This window comes from Kribbella sp. NBC_00889 (assembly GCF_045207705.1).
Lineage (GTDB): Bacteria > Actinomycetota > Actinomycetes > Propionibacteriales > Kribbellaceae > Kribbella.
Genome location: NZ_CP108783.1, coordinates 3,722,640 through 3,741,661 on the forward strand (window position 1 = coordinate 3,722,640; position 19,022 = coordinate 3,741,661).

Annotated in this window: 14 protein-coding genes and 2 tRNA genes; 5 read left to right on the forward strand and 11 right to left on the reverse strand. The window is 68.4% G+C overall.

All coding sequences use genetic code 11. From position 1 onward, the window contains the following. Window positions 1-78 precede the first annotated feature (78 nt). Entirely contained in the window at window positions 79-747 is a 669-nt protein-coding gene (locus OG817_RS18150) for a class I SAM-dependent methyltransferase (RefSeq protein ID WP_406056142.1), read from the reverse strand. A gap of 279 nt (window positions 748-1,026) precedes the next feature. On the opposite strand from OG817_RS18150, the gene OG817_RS18155 reads away from it, so the two are divergent. Together OG817_RS18155 and OG817_RS18160 are read left to right on the forward strand one after the other, a co-directional pair. Then, complete coding sequence (locus OG817_RS18155; RefSeq protein ID WP_406056144.1) at window positions 1,027-2,559, forward strand: PfkB family carbohydrate kinase; 1,533 nt, start codon at window positions 1,027-1,029, stop codon at window positions 2,557-2,559. 175 nt (window positions 2,560-2,734) lie between these two features. Continuing rightward, a complete protein-coding gene (locus tag OG817_RS18160) occupies window positions 2,735-4,048 on the forward strand; it encodes a PfkB family carbohydrate kinase (protein WP_406056146.1) in 1,314 nt (437 codons plus the stop codon). A gap of 16 nt (window positions 4,049-4,064) precedes the next feature. On the opposite strand, the gene OG817_RS18165 is transcribed toward OG817_RS18160, so the two are convergent. After that, window positions 4,065-4,910: a hypothetical protein gene (locus OG817_RS18165; RefSeq protein WP_406056148.1), complete on the reverse strand. Its 846-nt coding sequence runs from the start codon at window positions 4,908-4,910 to the stop codon at window positions 4,065-4,067. Window positions 4,911-5,390: 480 nt separating this feature from the next. Between OG817_RS18165 and OG817_RS18170 the strand changes: the two genes are divergently transcribed. Together OG817_RS18170 and OG817_RS18175 are read left to right on the forward strand one after the other, a co-directional pair. Further along, window positions 5,391-5,546, forward strand: coding sequence for a hypothetical protein (locus OG817_RS18170; RefSeq protein ID WP_165553780.1), 156 nt, complete (start codon window positions 5,391-5,393; stop codon window positions 5,544-5,546). A 75-nt stretch (window positions 5,547-5,621) separates the two neighbouring features. Continuing rightward, complete coding sequence (locus OG817_RS18175) at window positions 5,622-7,016, forward strand: amidase (protein ID WP_406056150.1); 1,395 nt, start codon at window positions 5,622-5,624, stop codon at window positions 7,014-7,016. Here the strand turns inward: OG817_RS18175 and OG817_RS18180 are convergent. The 5 genes from OG817_RS18180 to OG817_RS18200 are packed head-to-tail and all read right to left on the reverse strand — an operon-like array spanning window position 7,013 to window position 13,728. Next, window positions 7,013-8,722, reverse strand: coding sequence for an IucA/IucC family protein (locus OG817_RS18180; RefSeq protein ID WP_406056152.1), 1,710 nt, complete (start codon window positions 8,720-8,722; stop codon window positions 7,013-7,015). The two genes, OG817_RS18175 and OG817_RS18180, sit on opposite strands and share 4 nt — an antisense overlap. Then, complete coding sequence (locus OG817_RS18185; RefSeq protein WP_406056154.1) at window positions 8,719-10,014, reverse strand: lysine N(6)-hydroxylase/L-ornithine N(5)-oxygenase family protein; 1,296 nt, start codon at window positions 10,012-10,014, stop codon at window positions 8,719-8,721. Before OG817_RS18185 ends, OG817_RS18180 begins: the two co-directional genes overlap by 4 nt. Next, on the reverse strand, window positions 10,011-10,562 hold the full coding sequence (locus OG817_RS18190; protein ID WP_406056156.1) for a GNAT family N-acetyltransferase: 552 nt from the start codon (window positions 10,560-10,562) through the stop codon (window positions 10,011-10,013). The genes OG817_RS18185 and OG817_RS18190 overlap by 4 nt, the downstream gene beginning before the upstream one ends. Beyond that, window positions 10,559-12,238, reverse strand: a complete 1,680-nt coding sequence (locus OG817_RS18195) for an IucA/IucC family protein (RefSeq protein ID WP_406056158.1) — start codon at window positions 12,236-12,238, stop codon at window positions 10,559-10,561. The genes OG817_RS18190 and OG817_RS18195 overlap by 4 nt, the downstream gene beginning before the upstream one ends. After that, the gene (locus OG817_RS18200) at window positions 12,235-13,728 is read right to left on the reverse strand and encodes a pyridoxal phosphate-dependent decarboxylase family protein (RefSeq protein ID WP_406056160.1); all 1,494 of its coding nucleotides are present in this window, start codon (window positions 13,726-13,728) and stop codon (window positions 12,235-12,237) included. Before OG817_RS18200 ends, OG817_RS18195 begins: the two co-directional genes overlap by 4 nt. 169 nt (window positions 13,729-13,897) lie before the next feature. Here OG817_RS18200 and OG817_RS18205 point away from each other — a divergent pair, with 169 nt between their 5' ends. After that, complete coding sequence (locus OG817_RS18205; protein WP_406056162.1) at window positions 13,898-15,085, forward strand: tetratricopeptide repeat protein; 1,188 nt, start codon at window positions 13,898-13,900, stop codon at window positions 15,083-15,085. 3 nt (window positions 15,086-15,088) lie between these two features. Here the strand turns inward: OG817_RS18205 and OG817_RS18210 are convergent, their stop codons facing one another. The 4 genes from OG817_RS18210 to OG817_RS18225 form a co-directional block, all read right to left on the reverse strand. After that, window positions 15,089-17,419, reverse strand: a complete 2,331-nt coding sequence (locus OG817_RS18210) for a hypothetical protein (RefSeq protein WP_406056164.1) — start codon at window positions 17,417-17,419, stop codon at window positions 15,089-15,091. A 24-nt stretch (window positions 17,420-17,443) separates the two neighbouring features. Then, window positions 17,444-17,515, reverse strand: a tRNA-Gln gene (locus tag OG817_RS18215). A 40-nt stretch (window positions 17,516-17,555) separates the two neighbouring features. Beyond that, window positions 17,556-17,627, reverse strand: a tRNA-Ser gene (locus OG817_RS18220). A 67-nt stretch (window positions 17,628-17,694) separates the two neighbouring features. Then, window positions 17,695-18,996, reverse strand: coding sequence for a serine hydrolase domain-containing protein (locus tag OG817_RS18225; RefSeq protein WP_406056166.1), 1,302 nt, complete (start codon window positions 18,994-18,996; stop codon window positions 17,695-17,697). Between the last annotated feature and the right edge of the window lie 26 nt (window positions 18,997-19,022).

Consider the following 19,022-nt stretch of genomic DNA (forward strand, 5'->3'; position numbering starts at 1 on the left):
GGTGACCACACCGCAACCTGGCACGCCGCTGCTTGAGCGAACTTCACCTTTTCGGAACCGGAACAGTTAGAGCCGGCTTCAGGTTGCGGGCTTGGCCAGCGTGACCCGCCACATCCGCAGCGGCCGCGGGCCTTCGTCGTACGGCGTCTCGTCGTCGAGCCGCCAGCGGTCGGCCAGTTCCTGGATCAGCGGCTGGTCGAAGAACCGGCCGACGAACCCGTCGTGCACGGCCAGGCCCTCCTCGAGTTCTTGCCAGTGGCCCGCACACGGGTCATCGGCCGACCACACGGCGTACACGAAGAGTCCGCCGGGGCAGAGGACACGGTAGATCTCGGACACCAGGGAGCGCAGTTCGGCGCGGGAGAAGGCCATGTTCAGCAGCAGGTTCGCGAACACCGCGTTGACGGTGGCGTCGGCGGGCGGCAACGGATCGCGGACGTCGTGCAGCGCGGCGGTGACGCGGTCGTCGAGGCCCTCACGCTGGGCTTCCAGCCGCAGCTGGTCCAGCGCGGACTCGCTGAAGTCCGTCGCGTGCACACTGAATCCCTGTCTGGCCAGGAAGAACGCGTCCCGGCCGTGCCCGGCGCCGAGCTCCAGCACGTCATCGATGCCTGCGGCACCGAACACCTCCGCGGCCCACTGCGCCGCCGCAGACGGCTCCGAACCGTGCAGCTGCGGATGATCCACGTAGGCCCGCTGCCAACGCTCCTGCTGAGCTCTCGCGAGCTCGACATGCCCAGTCTTCATCTTGCTCCCCGTGGTCGTCTCGCCGGTCTGGACAACCGGCAGACCGCAGCAGCCTACGTCACAACCAGGTCCGGCCCCCAGTCCCGCGGCGAAGCGACCGCCGTTACTTGCTTACAGCAACAACTTTCGGTCGACCTGGGGCGACGCCGGTGCCCGGCCACTCTTCGTGACCACCCGTCCGGTGCCGGGTGCCGACCAGGCCCGCCGACGCGCGGCCCGGGTTCCGCAGTGGCCCCCCGGTCCGCATACTTGGAGCGAAGACCACGACCCGGGGGCCGGATGACGAACAGCAGCGACAAGCAGACAGCCGCCGTGCTGCTGATCGCCAGCGTGCTCGAGAAACTCCGAACCCATGACGGCCTGACCGTTGCCCGGCTCAAGGCCGGCCAGGTGAGCGCCACCCAGCCTCTGCTGCAACTCGCGGCAACCCGCAGGTTCGCGTCCGTCCACGACCTCGACCTGCCGTCGGCAGCCTTCGATCTGGTCGTGAACTGTGTCGGTGACGACCTCAAGGGCACGCAGCAGATCGTCGCCGACGCGATCCTCGCACTCGGCGTGCATGCCACGACGTACACCGAGGCCGGCCTCAACGAGCGCGTCATCCGCTCGCTCTACGCCCCGTCGGTCGGCCCCCGCCGCGAGACCCTGCTGAACAACTGGCACGCCCTGCACAGGGCCTTGGGTCACGAGCCCGGCGAGGCCCCGAGCGACCGCTACCTCCGCGGTACGACCGAGTCCGCCGTACTGCGCGAACTCGCAAACCAGCTCATCCGCCGAGACATCTACTCGGTCGGATCCAAGACCGTCGTCATGCTCGATGCTGTCCCGGCACCGGACACCGCCCCCACCGGCCGCGTCATCGTCGTCGGCGGCGCAGTCATGGACGCCACCTTCCGCACGAAGGTCCTCCCCGGACCGGAGACCTCGAGTGAGGCGTTCAGCTTCGACCTGTCCCCCGGCGGCAAGGGCTTCACGCAAGCTGTCGCAGCAGCGCGGCTGGGGCTCGAGACGTCACTGATCGCCGCGGTCACCGATGACCGGTTCGGCGACGAGATACTGCAGGCCCTGGAAGACGAACGCGTCGACATCTCGCTGGTGAAGAGGGTGCAGAAAGCCCGGACGCCGTTCACCGGGGTGTTCGAGCGAGATCTCGGCGACAGCATCGCGGTGAACTGGCGGAACGAAAAGGATGTCTTCCTCTCGCCGGAAGATATGGACGACCGGTACGACGGCCTGGCCGGCTGCGACGCCCTGCTGACAACCTTCGAGGTGCCCCGCGAGACGATGCAGCGCACGCTGGAGCTGGCTCATCGCGACCCCAGCCACCGGCCGGTGGTGATCGTCACTCCGGGCCAGCCGTACGCCGACGAACGCATCTCCCGGGACACCTTCGCGCGCATCGACTATCTGGTGGCACACCCCTGGGAGCTGGGTCATTTCGCGCCGCAGGGCTATGGACCGATCGATCCGGACCCGGTAGCGCGAAACCTGCTCGCCGTCGGTGTGGACACCCTCTGCATGCTGGTCAACGGAGGCTGCACCGTCTACTCGAGCACCGCCCACGATGTGATGAGCGTGCCGATGATCCCGTCCATCTACAAGGAGTCGTCCGCCGCACGCGACGCCTTCTGCGCCGCTCTGGCCGCGTGGCTCATCGATTACGACCGCAAGTTCTCCCAGGACACGGCCGTCTGGGCCGCGGCCGCGATGTCGTGCGCCGCGGCCGACTTCCCGCTCTCCAACTCCATGCCCACCCGCCAACGCATCGACGCCCTCGTGGCCCGCATCTCACCGCCCGACAGGAGCCGCTAGACCGATGCCCGAACAGTTCCCGCCGACCGTTCCTGACCCCTCCCTGCTCGTGGCGGTCTTCGAATACTTCAGGAAGGGTGCGGGGCTGAGCGCCGGCCGTCTGGTGGGTGACAGGAGGGCAGCCCCACTGCTCCGCCTGCCGGCAGTCCAGCGCGATGCGCCGAACAAGGAGGCTATGGGCGCCACAGCCTTCCGTCTCGTCGTGGATGCCGTGCGCAGTCTTGACGTCACCGACCAAGTCGTCGCCGCTGTCGCGTTGGGGCTGGGGATCCACCTTGATGCGTATGCGAACGCCAATGTGTCCGCGCAGATCCTTGACAACCTTCGCAGTACGTCGGTGACGACGCGTCGTACGGCGCTGCGGGAACACTGGTCAAGCTTGCATCTGGCGCTGGGAGCCATCGCGTCCGCGGCGCCGAGCGACCGCTACCTGCGCGGTCAACTGGAGCCGGAGGTCTTCGAGAAGCTCGCGGGACTCGTCATCGCTCCTGCGGCCCCCGAACCTTCACCAACGAGCCAACCTGACAGTCATCGACCGCCGCACCAGAGGAAGGTGGTCGTCGTCGGCGGAATCGCCATCGATCACATCTGGCGGGTCGACCAGATCCCTGAGGTCGAAACCTCGACGCTCGCGTCGACCTACGTCCGGACCCCCGGAGGCAAGGGCCTCACCCAGGCGATCGCGACAGCCCGGATGGGACTCGACGTCGCCTTGATCGCGGCCGTCACGGACGATCCCGACGCCGGCGAGATCACCGACCGTCTCACCACCGCCGGTGTCGACCTCGCATTGCTGCAGCGGATTCCAGGGTCGCGAACCGGGCAGACCGGCATCCACGAACGGCCTCGGGGCGAGAGCAATGCGGCAGCATGGCGAGGCTCCGCGCACCTCACCCTCGACCACATGGAAAAGCATGCCCAGGCGATCGCGGCCTGCGACGTTCTGATGGTCACCTTCGAGATCCCCAAGCCCGTGCTCTACCGCACCCTGGACATCGCGAGATCCGCCGGCCGATCCCCGCTCATCATCGTCACTCCTGGCCAGCCCTACCCGGACGGCACCGTCTCGATCGAGCACTTGAGCGAGATCGACTACCTCGTCGCGCACCTGTGGGAGTTGGAGAAGTTCCCCAGGTCCCCGGAAGCGCGCTACGACGCGCAGTTGCTCAGCCAGGAACTGCTCGAACAACGCGTGAAGACACTGTGCATCCTGGACAATCACGGTGGGGCGATCTATCCGCACGGATCAGTACGGCCGATTTCCACGCCGCCGATCGTCAGCCTCAAGGAGGGGTCGATCACGCGTGACGTGTTCTGCGCCGCGCTCGCCCTCAACCTGTCCGACGGGCGCCCACTGACCGACGAGGTGATCGAGTGGGCCAGCATGGCGATGACCTGTTTCGCCGACGACTACCGTTCGCAGTTGGCACCGACCACACCGACCCGGGAGCGGGTCGAGCGGGAGATAGCGCTCCGCGGCAACCGCTGACTGACTCAGGGAGCAGTCATCGGCGCAGGCGGCGCCGCTCGGCGGGCTCGACCGCGATGGTCTCCCCGCGCAGCCGGCAGCAGAAGATCATCGAGTCGAGGAGTCTGGCCCGGCTCCGCTCGAACTTGCCGTCCGGATAAGCCCGGCTGAGCTCGGCCAGGTTCGCCCCACCGAAGCGGGCGCGGAGCTGACGTGGACTCACGTAGACGCCGTCGATGTACAAATAGGGCCGCGCCTCGATCGACATCCATTGCTGCCAGTTGGCCGCCCGGTAGCTCGCACCGGTGAATCCCAGATTCGGATCGACCGCCGTGGTCAGCAGTTGTGCGCCGGGAATCTCGGTCCGGATCACCTGCCGGACCCGCGCCAGCAGATACGAGATGGCATTCGCCGGGGCGACGTCGAAGGAATACACCCGGGACACGTCCCAGGTCGCTCCCTGCGGCACCTCGAATTGGGTCTCGAGTTGCCGTCCGACCCGCGTCCACTCCAGCGGAGATAGGCTGCACAGGGTTACCGGAAGACTACTCACGGGATCAATCAAAGCGAAGTTCAGTGACCCCGGCCGGGCGCTGCGCAGGTAATGCAGCCGACTGAAGACTTGATCCGCTTCGGCGTTCCGGAGCCGGACGAAACGCAGGTCGGACAACAAATACTTGTCCTTCGGAATGAGCGTGCTGATATCGCGTTGATCCCGCTGCAGCCGGCCGGCGTTCCGGTTCAGTTCGGCGATGACCTGCGACCGCCCGACCGTGCCGTCCCACCTGGCCAGCCGCGGCAGGTGGAGCAGGGCGCGGACACCCAGCGCGCGGCCCGAAACGTCGTGCCTGCGCACAGCGTCGGCCAGCAGGTCGGCGAACACCGGAGCGTGCCTTCGGCAATCATCGAGCGAAAGCCTGTCGACCGGAGACGCTGGACCTGCTGGAACGGGAGGCGGTGGGACGACCGCGGGGACCGCCGGGCCGGCGGCGCTGATCACCACACCGGAATGCTATCCGACGGTTGGCGCGTCGCCGCAACTCCCAACCTGAGAAGTTTTGGCGGCGTGTTGGCAGGCGGGCTGCCAATTGGCAGCCGATGTTTGCCAACTGGCGATATCGATACGCCAACCGCCGTCAGCGTACGCCTGCTGGCAGCCAACCCCGCAGGGGCGCCGCCGCGACGCTGCCAAAATCATGTCCGGACAAAGAATTCCGTGCCAAATTATCTGGATTGACAACCGTTTGTCATGACGTTCACTGAAAGCGTAATCAGTTACGCCGAACCGCCGACTCACTCTAACCGGTGAGCGGCAAATGACAAGTCATCAAAGGAAGTGAATCGAAGGAAAAGAGGAAACGCCATGCCTCCCAACGAATTCGTCGCAACCGTCGTCGTGCTGGCCAGTGCGGTGCTCCTGATCTCCTTCTGGAAGCAGATCCTGTTCATTCTGCTCTTCGGCGTCGTGATGGTCTTCTGCTTCGGCCTCTACAACGTCGCCACCGCCATGGGGCGCTGACCGGCAGCGCTGCCGCGCACCTCTCGACACCCGCCCGGGATCCCCGGGCGGGTATTTTTTCGTAGGCTCGCAGACGTGAGTGACTCCGCCGCGGACCTCAGCCTGACCGAGGTGCTCCAATTACTGGGGCAACGGAAGCTCTCGGCGCGCGAACTCGTCGAGGATTGTCTGCGCCGCATCGACCTGGCCGAACCCGCGGTCCGGGCATTCGTCACCCTTACTCCCGATCTCGCCCTCGACGCCGCATTTCGCGCCGACGAAGCCCGCGCATCCGGCGATCGGGTCGGACCGCTGGGCGGCGTACCGGTGGCGGTGAAGGACGTCTTCCTCACCAAAGGAGTCCTCACCACCGCGGGCAGCCAGGTGCTGGCGACCTACGTCCCGGCCGAGGACGCCGCCGTGTGGGAGCGGCTGTCCGCGGCCGGTGCAGGCCTGCTCGGGAAGACCACGACCCACGAGTTCGCCTACGGGACCGCATCAACGCCGACGGCCAACCCGTGGGACGTACGTCGTACGCCGGGTGGATCCTCCGGCGGATCGGCGGCCGCGCTCGCCGGTCGCATGGCCCCGATCGCCACCGGCACCGACACTGGCGGCTCGCTCCGCATCCCCGCCGCAGCCTGCGGCGTCTGCACCCTGCGCAGCACCCCAGGCCGCATCTCCCGGTACGGCGTGATCCCGCTCAGCCCGTCCTTCGACGTCGCCGGCCCGATGGCCCGCCGCATGCTCGACATCTCGATCCTGATGTCAGTCCTGGCCGGCCACGACCCCCGCGACCCCGCGACTCGCAACGAACCCTGCCCGCCGTACCCCTTGGAATCCCCGCACGACCTCAGCGGCGTCCGCATCGGGCTTCCGACCGAGATGTCCTGGCAGCAGGTCGACGACCGCATCGCCGTCGTCTGCCATGAGGCTCTGGGGCTGTTGGCAGCCCGCGGCGCCCAATTGGTCGAGGTCGAGAACCCGCCGAACACCAAGGTCGTCCTGGAGAAGTCCATCGGCGTCTTCGACACGATCACCGAGAGCGAGGCGCACCAGATCCACGACGCCCTCGAACCCCACAGCCATCTCTACACACCCCAGGTCCGCGAACGAGTCCGCAAAGGCGAACGCGTCAGCCCAGAGCGGTACGCCGAAGCCCTCCGCCTCCGAGCCGGCTGGGCCAACGACTGGCGAGGCATCATGGCCGCCCACGGACTCGACGCGATCGCCCACCCCACCATCGACGCCGCCCCACCCCTGATCGACCCCAACTGCCCCCCGAAGGGCCCGAAGATCCGTCTCTCCACTCCCTGGTCCGTCGCCGGCTTCCCTGCCCTCAGCGTCCCCGCCGGCTTCGACAAACGAGGCCTACCAGTAGGCCTCTCCCTAGCCGCCCTCCCCGAACGCGAGGCCGACCTCCTCGGCCTCGCCCTGGTAATAGACGAAGAACTACAACTCTGGCGCCACGGCCCGCCGACGCGCTTCTAGTGGAGCGGCTCGGCAGTGTGCAGTGGGTTGGGGATGCGGCCGGTGGTGGGGATTGGGGGGCGGGTGTCGAGGTCGGTGTAGCCGAGGGTCAGGCGGTAGCCGTTGAGGGGGTAGCGGGCGAAGGTTTCGGCGGTGAGGGCGGTGGCAGCCAGGCGGTCGGCGTACTCGGGATGGGTGGTGGTGTAGAGGTCGACCTCGCCGCGGGTCAGGCCCCAGAACTCTTCTGGTGGGATGAGCCCGAGGTCGGCGAGGGGGTTGAGGACGCCGAGGAGTAGGGCGTCGATGAGGTACTGGCGGAGGATGTGCCAGGGTTTGCGGGGCAGGACGCGGTCGTGCGAGTCCGGCTCGGTGCCTCGGGCAAATACCTGCTCGGTGGAGACGTTGATGTCGTCGACCAGGTCCTTGATCACCAGGCGAGCGGGGAGGCCTTCGGGGCTGCAGATGATGGCCAGGTTCTCGCCATGGGGGTTCACGGTGATGCCGTAGTGGTGCATCAGATGGAGCAGTGGGCGGAGGAGCGTACCGATGAGGTGACTGATCCAGGTGCGGGCGTCGGTGCCGGAGCGGGCGATCATCTCCTCGACCAGACCGGGATGCAGTACTGCGGCCAGCGGCCAGACAGTCTCGCCCGGCTGGAGACGCGGGTCCACCGGGTCTCGCCAGATGCAGCCGAGGGTCTCGGTCCACTGGTACGGGATGCCGGGAGCACTGGACAGTTGCGGATGGCGCACGGTCACAGACGCGACCTCACCGAGCAGTTCGGTGCCGAGACGGCCCAGCACCTCATCGCGGTACCAGAGTCCGCGCAGCCACTGGGTGACCATCGGCGCGGCCAGCGTGCAGTGCTCCGGGATGCCGCGATACACCGAGGTGTTCAGGATCTTCAGCGGCAGCTTCACCTGGTAGCGCAGCGGCTGGGTGATGTTCACCATCGTCCGGATCGACTGGGTCGGCAGGTACTCGTCCGGCCCCTCCCCCAGGACGACGATCTCCCCGGCGGCCAGCTCACGCGCCCACTGCGTCCGTACGACGTGGTCCAGCTGCCATGGATGGCACGGGAGCCACACGTACGAGTCCGGGTCGACCAACTGGCCGCGGAACGCCTCCAGCGCGTCAGGACCCAGCTCACGCCCTACCACCGAGTGCTCCGACAGGTCCGGCGTACCACGGAACTCCGCGAGCCCTCGGCGTACGGCGAGCCAGGTCAGACGCAGCGGAGTACGTGCCTCAGGCGCGTACCGCAGGCTGTCCTCGGCGGAGAACCCCAGACGGCCCTTGTTGGCCACCAGCAACGGGTGCCCGGTCAGATGCCCCTCCTTCCGGCTGTGGTGCAACTCCAGCAGTTCAGCAGGCGCTACCGCAGTCGATGCCATCCATACGTCGGCAGCCAGCGTGCTGGCCAACTCCGCGACGTACCCGGCCACCGTCGGCCCGTCGAGTCCGAGTAGGTCGGCCGCGTCGACGAGGAACTGAACCGGGTCAATGGCGACCTCGCTCTCGTCGTTGCCCAGGATGCCCGCGGTCGTACGCCTGATGGAGTCCGACGCGACCCGCCAGCTTCCGAAGGCGCCTCGCGTCGCGGTGAACATGTAGGAGACGTCGCCGAGGTCCAGCCGGTTGTCGACCGGTTGGAGCAGGTTCTCGGTGCAGAACTGCGAGATCAGCTTCGCCAGCAGCTCTGCCGAACAGCGATTCCAGTCACTCATCCGGGGATGGCGAACGTCGTGAAGGCGGTGGACTTCGGCAGCCGGAACACCTCGCGCCCGGCGACGCTGTTGAGGATGGTGGCGTTGCGGATGGCACCGATCCCGAGATCCGGCGCCGCGACACCATGGCTGTGCAGGTCCGCGTTCGCCACGAAGAGTCGGCCGGCCAGTGCGCTGTCGGTCGCCACGCTGTGGTCCCGGTTGATCATCCAACGCCCGGCAGTGTCGCGGCGTACCTGGTCCTCGAGAGTGGCCATGAACGGCAGCGGGCGGTTGCGATAGCCGGTGGCCGCCACCACGGCGTCGCAGTGGTGCTGGAAGGTCTTGCCACTGTCCGCGTGCTGCAGCGTCATCTCGATGCCGTCGGCACGGACCACGGCGGACACGACTGCCACACCGCACTGCAGCTCGACCGGCGCGGCAGTTAGGTCGCGCGCGTAGAGCACATCGTGGATGTCGTCGAGGGTCTCCGACGAGATGCCCTTGTAGTGCCGCCACTGCTCCTTGACCAGCTTGTCGCGGGTCGTCTCGTCCAGTGCGTGGAAGTAGTCGACGTACGACGGCGTGGTCATCTCCAGCACGAGCTTCGAGTAGTCCAGTGGCGCGAACGACGGAGTCCGGGTCAGCCACGACACGTCAGGGCCACCGTCGGCATTGGCACGCAGCAGGTCGAGCGCACACTCCGCGCCGGACTGACCGGACCCGACAACGGTCACCCGCCCTGTCCGCAGGAGGTCGTCGCGGCGGAAGAGGTAGTCCGCCGAGTGCAGGAACCGCTCCTCGGGCAGTCCGGCCAGTGCAGCAGGCGCCGCGGGCTCAGTACCCACGCCAACCACCAGATGCCGCGCAGCGAACGTCTCGGTGGACTCACCACGCTCCACCGTGAGCTCGAACACCTCACCCGTCCAGGAGACCTCGCTGACGTGGTGACCGAAGTGCAGCGAGTCCAACTGCGCCGCACACCACCGCAGGTACGTCTCGTACTGGCGGCGGGTCGGGTGGAACTTCTCCCGCACGTAGAACTGGTACAGCCGATCGTTGTCGCGCAGGAAGGACAGGAACGACAACCGGTGCGCCGGCTCGACCAGGCTGACCAGATCGGCCAGGAACGACACCTGCAGCATCGCGTCGCCGAACATCAGTCCGCGGTGCCAGGTGAACTCCGGCCGGCTGTCGAGCACTGCCAGCCGTACGTCGTCCAGTCCGTCGGCCAACGCGGCCAGCCCGAGGTTGAAGGGTCCACAGCCGATCGCGATCACGTCGTACGGCGTCAAATCCGGGGCGGTCTTCATGTCAGTACCTCCATGGTCCTGGTGCGGACCATCAGTAGTGCGGTCTTCTCGGGCAGCTGTAGCTCGCCACGCTGGACGAAGCCGGCCGCGACGAACGCGCGGACGGAGGGAGTGTTGGCGATGTCGGGTTCGGCGACGACACGCTGACAGGCAGGGTCTGAGTGCAGGAGAGCGTCGGCCAGCGCGCGCAGCAGGCGGCGCCCGAGACCGCGGCCGACCCGCGTCAGGTCGCCGATGGCGACGTGGATGCCCCAGTCGTGCTCGTCACTCGAGTAGTACTCGGCCAGGCGGTCGTGCCGGACCCGATAGAGCTCGACGTACCCGAAGTCCTCCGCGTCGACCGCGACCACGCACGGGACGGAGTGCTCCCCCGCCGTCTGCCGGCTGAGCTCCTGCGCCCAGTGCTCCACCGACCAGTCCTGCTGCCACCACTGCTGGATGTGTGGCTGGGCCATCCACAGCGCGATCCTGGCGGCGTCGGTGGCTTCGGCCGGGCGGAGGTCGAAGCCGTTGTCCAGGTGGAGCATCGGCCGAACGTCACTCCTCATCGGAGCGGGTTCGGGATGTCGAGGTAGACCGACTGAGCATCCAGCGGCGCGACCACTTCGTCGATGCCGCGCAGCCTGGTCATCATGTTGGCCTTGCACGGCAACGTGTCAGCCTCCAGCCAGCGGCGGGCCAGCCGGTCGCCATCCGGACCGGCAGCCCTCAGCAACGGCAAGGCCAGCGTCAGCCGCTCACGCACCACACCGAGCAGCCCCCTCTCGTCCGCGACTCCATCGACAGCCAGACAGCCGACAACGGCCAGCGCCTGGTTGTGCAGCAGGTAGTACGTCAGCCTGTCATCCACGATGGCGTCCTCGATCACAGCCAGCGTGGAGTCCCGCAGCCCGGTCACACCGAGCAGTCCACGCAGGTACGACGAAGCCAAGTAGTAACCCTGGTTGTCGCGGTACGCACCACCCTTGATCCGGCCCGCACCGTCTGTGCGCACCAGAGTGTTCTGCTGATGCGCCTCCAGGCCGATACCTGTCTCGGCGTACAGGTGCAGCATCGGGATCAACACGTTGTCGATGTACGACGCCGTCCAGCCGAGTGGATCGTCCGCGGCGTACTCGCTCAGCCGCGCCACTCCGCCTGGCCGTGGCGCGACTAGACCCGCCAAACATTGATAACTATTGACGTCTCTTGGCACTTCTCGTACAGCAACGTCAAGTCCAGTCAATGTCGGTCCACCCTCGTCAAGAGCAACCCACGCGGGGTCGCGGACGATGGAGAACCGCGGGTGTGCGGTCGCCGTACCGGCGTTGTAGGCCGCATCCAGCAACCGGTTGATCTCCAGCCCGCGGCGCAACTCAGTAGGCGTCGATTCGCGTCGAGAGTTCGTGATGCGCAGACCGAGCGACAGCTTCAGCATCACGGACATGTCCGGATGAAACACAGTCCGCAGGCTCGAGGTCGGGTACCACTCCGCCCCCTGAGCTCCCAGAGCCTTCACACGACCGGCAGCGATCAGCTCAGCCACCCGCGGCCGCTGCATAACGGACGCCGCCTGCCACGGGTGGGCCGGGATCAGCACTCGGCCGGCCGACGGAGTGATACCGGCCAGCGCGCCCATCAGCTGCACAGCGTCCAGTCCCTGCAGCGAGGGCGCGCCGGCCACCTGGTCCGACGACACCAGTTCGGCGTCGGCCTCGAACCAGTGCACCGCGAAGCGGCCGCCGAGCTCCGGCGAGTACGCCGCCAGCTCGTCGCCGCTCAATCCGTCCCGGCTCTTCGGCGCCGGATGATTCAGGTGACCGAGCAGCAGCGCCTGCTCGACTTCCAGGAAACGACCCGGTCCGCGCTCACCGCCGGCCTCACCGACGAACCGCGCGACGGTGCGGACCGATTCCGCCGTACGCGCCGCCAGGTCGTCGATCTCGGCCGGGTCGATCTCGGCCGGGTCGGCGTCGGCCGACAGCACCCGGACCAGGTCCTCCGGAGCCGGCGGTACGCCGTCGAGCAGCACGTCGGTGAACTGGTGCAGCCCGGTCCGGGACGCGTGCTCCACCCGCGCGGTCATAGTCGAGTCGCCGACCGCCAGGGTCAGCGGACCGACGACGACCGGCACCGCCGTCTCCCGCGTGTAGCACCGCAGGATCGCGTTCAGATGGGCCGCAACAGCCGTCGCGAGCGACGACGTCGCCGAGGTCGATGGGTCGGATGAGTTCGATGAGGTCACGCTGCTCCTTCGCCGCTCTCCGCCAGGACGTCGTAGCCGGTGGCCACGACCTGATCGAGGAGGTCCTCGATGTCCGTCGCGGTGGCATTCGGGTTCAGCAGCGTCAGCTTCAACGCGACCACCGCCGGGCGGCCGCCGCGGGCCGGCAGCTTGGTCCGGCCGATCAGCACCCGCCCGGACGTCAGCAACCGGCGCCGGACCTCACCCTGGAGAGCGTCCGCCGCGGCCGCCTCCAGGCCCTGCCCGGCGACCCGGAACAGGACCGTGGTCAGGGTCACCGGCGCCAGCAACTCGAGGTTGCTGTCGGCAACGACCCGGGCCGCGGCGGCGTGCGCGAGCTCGTGGCAGGTGTCGAGCATCGTGCCCAGTCCGGCCCGCCCGTACGCCGTCAGCGTGGTGGCGACTTTCACCGCGTCCGGGCGGCGGGTGGTCTGCAGACTGCGGCCGAGCAGCCCGTCCAGTCCGGAGTCGATGTCGTCGGCCGGGTTCAGGTAGTCGACCGAGCGACCGAACGCGGCGAACCGGTTCCGGTCGGCCACCAGCAGCACGCTGGTCGCGGCCGGCTGCCAGCCGAGCTTGTGCAGGTCGAGCGTGACCGAGTCGGCATGGGTCAGGTCAGCCAGCAGTGGGGCGAGCCGGTCGGAGAACAGCGCCCCGAACCCGTACGCCGCGTCCACGTGCACCCAGGCGCCGTACTGCCGGGCGAGCTCGGCGATCGGCGCGATCGGGTCGATCGAGCCGAAGTCCGTCGTACCGGCCGTGGCGATCACGGCGACCGGCGTACGACCCGGCTTGGCCAACTCGTCAGCCAGTACGTCGGTACGCATCCGGAACTCCTCGTCGGAGGCGATCGTGATCGCCGCCTCCTCACCGAGCCCGAGGGCGGCGCAGGCTCGCTGGACCGAGAAGTGGGCGAGCTCCGAGCAGAACACGACCGGGTGATCGAGCCCATGTACGCCGTTCCGCCGTACGTCGATCCCGACTGCGGCGGCAGCGCTGTCGCGGGCGATCAGCACGGCCAGAAGGTTCGAGATCGAGCCGCCGGGCGTCAGTACACCGTCCGCCTCCGGACCGAAGCCGGCCAGCCCGGCCAGCGCCTTCACCACCCACTGCTCGATCGCGAGCGTCGCCGGACCCGAGTCGTAGGTGTCCATGGACGCGTTGCTCGCGGACGCCAGCGCGTCGGCGTCGACCGCCACCTGCAGGACCGGCGGCTGCAGGTGCGCGGCCGCGTGCGGGTGGCTCAGGTCGATCCCGTGCTCGTCGAGCAGCCCCGCGATCAGGTCCAACGCGGCCGACTCACCCACCCCGGTCGACGGCACCCGCGGCTCGCCCAGCACCTCGGCGGTCCGGCGCAGTACCTCCGCCGGCGATCCGTGCGGGAGCGGCCCTCGGTCACGATCGGACACAGTCGAGGCGAACGGCCACGCGGAATCGAACGGGTTGCGCACAGGCGAGGGCAGCGCGGTCAGACGCGCAGGATGCGGCACCAGATCTCCCGGGAAAGTTGTCGAGTAAGGCAAGCCTTACTAAGGCAGGCCTAACTTTTCTCCCGCCTCACGCACCGTGTCAACTCCACCACCCGAGGAGTGGGAATCGTCACGGTCACCGGCAACCGAACCGGCTCCCCACGCGTCGGATCCCACCAAGGGGGTGGGGATGATGGACAAACTGCGGCGGTACCCGATCCGCGTCCTGGGAGGCCTGGCAGCCGTTACCGGTCTGGTCCTGTGGATCGCCGGAATCGGACCCGGCAAGACGATCACGGTCATCGGTGCGTTCGTCGTCCTGCTGTTCGGCGACAGCGTCCGGTCGTTGTACCTCGGGCAAGCCATCGCCCAGTACAGATACGCCTCGAAGAGCTTCCGATCCGGGAAGCACGAGGACGCTGCCGACGAGGCGGCCCAAGCGGCCGTCAACTTGCGCAAACTCGGCTTCGCCCGACCGGCCGAGCTCAAACGGCTCGCCCCGGCGCTTAGCCTGCAGTGGGCAGCGCTGGAGAACCTCGACCGGCACGCGGATGCCGCCCTCGTCGCGGAGGAACTGGTCGCCGTCTACCGGACCGTCGGCGAGAACTACTGGGAACGCTTCTACCTCGCCGACTCGATGGAACGGCTCGAGACCAGCGTCAGCGAGCTCCCGGCCGACCGGGTCGGCGCCGAGGCCGACGAGCTGCTGATGGCCCGCGCCGAGCTCGCCTACGAAGCGAACCGCAAGCACGCCCGGGCGCTCGGTCTCGTCGCGGATCGGCACGTGAAGCTGCGTGAGTACGACGCGGCTCTGCCACTGCTCATACAGGCGGCCGACATCCTCCGGCCGCTCGCAGCCGAGCACCCGGATCGACGCTCGTCACTCGTGGGCGCCTTGACCGACCTCGGCCACTGCCTGTCGGATCTGGACGAGCACGAGCGCGCGCAGGCGGCGTACGCGGAGGCGCTCGACGTCTCCCGCACGCTCGACGAGACGACGCCGACCGCCCAGATCCGCCACCTGGTCAATCTGGCCGGCAGTCTCCGCGAGCTCCAGCGCTACGAGGAAGCCGTGCCGAACGACGAGGCCGCCGTCGCGATCCTGCGAGCCAACCTGCGCAACGGCGACGACAACGAGAAGCTCGTCCTGGCACTCGGTCTGCTGGGTGACGACCTCCGAGCGGCCCACCGACTCGAGGACGCACTGGCGGCGTACCAGGAGGCCCTGACCGTCCGACGAACAACACCCGCACTCCAGACAGTGATCCAAACCCTCCGCGCACTAGGCCGCCCCGACGAAGCCCGCCCCCTGGAAGACGAACTACAAACCCGACCGAAGCCAGGCCTCTACACCCTGACAATCCCTCAGGCGAGGTAGGAGTCAGTCGCGCTGGGCCCAGTGTGGGCCGACACTCCAGCCGAGCAGGCGGCGCCCGTTCACGGCGACACGACCGGCCTGATCGAAGCGCTCCCCGGCGACGATCGCGGCCAAGCCCTCGACCGCCGGAACGAAGCGCGGACCGAGGACGGCCGCACGATCGCGCAGTCGACCGACTGCTTCGAGCTGGGCAGCCTGGTCGCAGAAACTCAGGAAGAAGATCCCCTGCCGCCAGCAGTACGCCGCGTTCTTGATCGCCTGAAGGCCGCTGACCCAGGTCGGTGCGGGCTGGGTCAACCGGCGTACGGACCACGCGAGGGCGCGCTCGGCGAGCTCGGGCCCGGCCTCCCGAACCCGGTCCGTCAGTCCCAGCGCGTCGACCAGGACGGCGAGGTTGTGCGTCGTGAGGATCTGGCTCTGCTCCAGAACCGCGCCGTTCGCGGCGACGCGGCTGCCCGATGCCTGCTCACTCGTGGCCTCCTGGGAACGACGCACGCACAGCTCTGCGAAGTCGTCTGCGGTGCCCTTCCCCCAGCGCTTCCTCCATCGTCTTTCCACGTCCGGCCAGTCTCTCGGCAGGTCGTAGTACCGGGCGTACAGAGTCCCGTCGAGCAGTCGGCTCGCGATCGTCGCGGCATCCCGCCACTTCGTCGTGAACGTGCCCATGAAGATGTCCGCCGCGACCTCTTCGACCAGCGGCAGCCGGAGCCCGGCCTGGGTCGCCAGAGCACCCAGCTCGCGGGTCAACGGATTCGGCAGGATCGCCTGCGGGAACGACCCGAGCGCGAGCACGGTCGTCTCCCGGAGCGACTGCTCAGCGGCCCGGGCGGCTTCTGCACGCCGCTCGCGGAACGGCGACACCGCAGCGATCCACGGCAGTTCCTCGAACCGCACCTGATGCTCGAGGTTGAGCAGCAGCAGACTGCGCCGCCGCCGGAAGGCACCATAGGTCCGGGCGTACGCCGAGGCCAGCGCGGCATCGGCGATGTTCGCGGCCAGCAACTGCGACGTGACCTGCGGCAGCACGCGGGCCAGTACCTCGCCAGAACCGATCACTCCGCGCTCGACCAGCTCGCCGACCGGCGCCTCCAGTGCGCGCTCCGTCTTCGCCACCAGCTGCGTCGGAATCGGCCATCCCGGCGGCGCGAGCGATGCCTCGTCCTCCGCGACATCGGCCTCGATCGGAGCGAGGGACGGCAGTCCGCCGTCGCCGGGGTACCTGTCCAGTCGGGCGCTCAGCACCTGGGCGAGCGCGGCATGGGTCGGCCGCGCGGCGACCGCGGCCTGCGTGGTGCGCAGCGCGGCGCGGACCTCCGATCCAGGCGCACCGTGTGCGGAGATGGTGTTGGCCAGCGCCCGCCGGATCCAGCCGACGTCGCGACCGGACAGCGCAGAGCTGTCTTCGGGGCATCGCTCGAGCGCACCCCGGAGCCGGGCGAAGTTGCTCTTCGGATGACGATGGCTGTCCGACAACCGGTGGACCTCGGCCGCAGCTCGGTAGTCCGACAGCCACTGCAGGCGGCGTTCTGCCCAGTCCGCGGGCCAGACCCGGCACGGCCAGTCCCCGGCGATCGACGTACCGGCTGTGTTGTTGTGCACCGCGGGCAATGCGCCCTCGACGGTGTCGCACCACAGCTCGACCAGCCGGTCGTACAGCGGGTTCCAGACGCGCAGGGTCTCGAGCATGGCGGCGATCGGCGGCCGGACTGTTGCCTGCCGCAACGAGTCTCGGACCTCGGAGACCGGCTGCAGCCGGACCACCGCACCGGACGGGGCCGAGACCGGTTCGAAGCGCGGGGTGAACCGGAGCCGGTGCATCAACGGACGGAGCTCGGCCACCAGGTCGAGCGCCGGTGCCACGTGGTCGTGATCGAGAAGCCAGCCGACGACCAGCAGCGCCGACTCCTCGGGTACGTCGACCCGGTACCGGCCGGTGCGCAGCGCGTGACGCGATTCGGCCAGCCCGTCGTCGCCGAGGTACCACAAGTTGAGCCGCTCCCGATCGGTCTCTCCCGGCGCATCGTCCGGGAGGTTCCGCAGCCGCTCCAGCTCGTCGTCGGTCAGCGGCGCCTCGGCCAGGAAGCGACCCGTCGCGAAGCCACCGTGCGCGACTTCCAGCGTCACCCAGGCCGGAGTGTCCGCCACCGGAGTCCGGGAGCCGACCTCGAGCCGCCCGGTCGCGATCCCGTCGAGTACCGAGCGCCAGGTCTCGGCCCGGGCGATCGCACGCCGGCGGACCCGCGCGTCGTCGGCTGCCAGCGCACGCTCGACAGCCTGCCGCAACTGGCCGACCGCGTAGGCGGACGACGCCGTCACCTGTGGTTCCTCCGGCACGAGGCCTCCCCGTTGTCTTGACAGACCTGGAGGCGAGGCTCGAACTCGCGCCTTCCCGGTTCAGAGCCGGGTGCTCTACCACTGAGCTACTCCAAGGTGGTACCGGCCGGCCCCGACCAGGGCCGGCCGGCCTTCGACATGGAGGCAGGACTCGAACCTGCGCCTTCCCGGTAAGCAGCCGGGTGATCTACCCCTGATCTACTCCATGCAGTGCCGCACAGAATACTCAGAGCGCAGGGCGTACGACGACCTGTTTGTCGTGGCCTGTGGACAACTCAGGCGCCGTAAGGGTTGCGGGTGAGGGTGAAGGTGGCGACGGTGAGGTGGGTGATGCGGGAGCCGTCGCGATGGACGCGGAGGGTTTCGCCGGCCAGGTAGCCGTCGCGGCCTTGGTAGAGGTCGCGGCCCAGAGGGGACAGCCGGGTGGTCAGGCCTCCGGCCATGGTGAGGATGCCTGCCGAGACGGAGATCGTGAGTGGGGTGTTGCCCCAGTACCAGTGCCCCAGCAGGTCATCGCCCTGGGTGAGCGACGGCTCGGGCACCCATTCCTGCGGCAGGAACGGTTCGTGGGTGACGAGGATGCGCACGAGGTCCGGTGGCAGGGATGCGACCCGGCCGTACGTCGCGTTGCCCAACGTCACCGCACCCACGCGGCGGGTCCGGTCGACGAACAGCCCGGCGAGGAAGCCGGGCATCGAGCCGGTGTGCCCGATGAACAGCTGCGGATCGTCGGCGATCAGCCGGAGACCCAAGCCATAGGAAGCGCTCAGCTTCTCGCGTGGGTCCGAGGCCGCGGGCGACGCCATCTCCTCTACCGTGTCGCGGCTGAGGATCTCGTGCACGGGGTCGATCCAGAACATCGCGTACTTCGCCAGATCCTCGATCGTGCTCCACAACTGCCCCGCCGGCGCCATCGCTCCGGAGTCGTGAGCGGGTTCCTCCAACAGCCGCCCACTGAACGGATGCACGGAGAAACCCTGGGCGGCGGGGCCCGGCGGGAAGTACGACGTATGCCGCATCTCCAGCGGATCGAGAATGCGGGACTGCACCAGCTGAAGCCAGGACTCGCCCCGCAGCCGGGCCACGATCTCACCGAGCAGCGCGTAGCCGAGGTTCGAGTAGTGGTGCCGGCGGTCGGCCGGGCCGGCTGCCTGGGACTCGTCCATCGCCGCCGTCAGTTCGTCGAACGAGACGCCCGGATTGCGTTCCCACCAAGGGCCCTCGGGCTCGGCGTTCATGCCGCCGGAATGCGCGAGCAGGTGCCGCACGGTCCGGTCGCCGAACGCGATCCCCGGCAGATGCTTGCTCACGGCGTCGTTCAGCGCGAGCAGCCCGTCATCGCGGCACTGCATCACCAGCATCGCGGTCAGCGTCTTCGTGATCGACCCGATCCGATACTGCACATCCGGACCGGGCGCACCACCGTCCGCCGTCGCGAACTTCCCGCGCGACCCGGTCCACACCAGCGAACCGTCACGCACCACCCCCGCGTTGACCGAGGGCAACTTCCATTCGCTCTGCGCAGCGGCGATCTCGGCGTACAGAGCGTCGGCGGTAACAGGACGAACTGAAGTCACTCAGCGGCCTCCTAGGCGAAACTCGG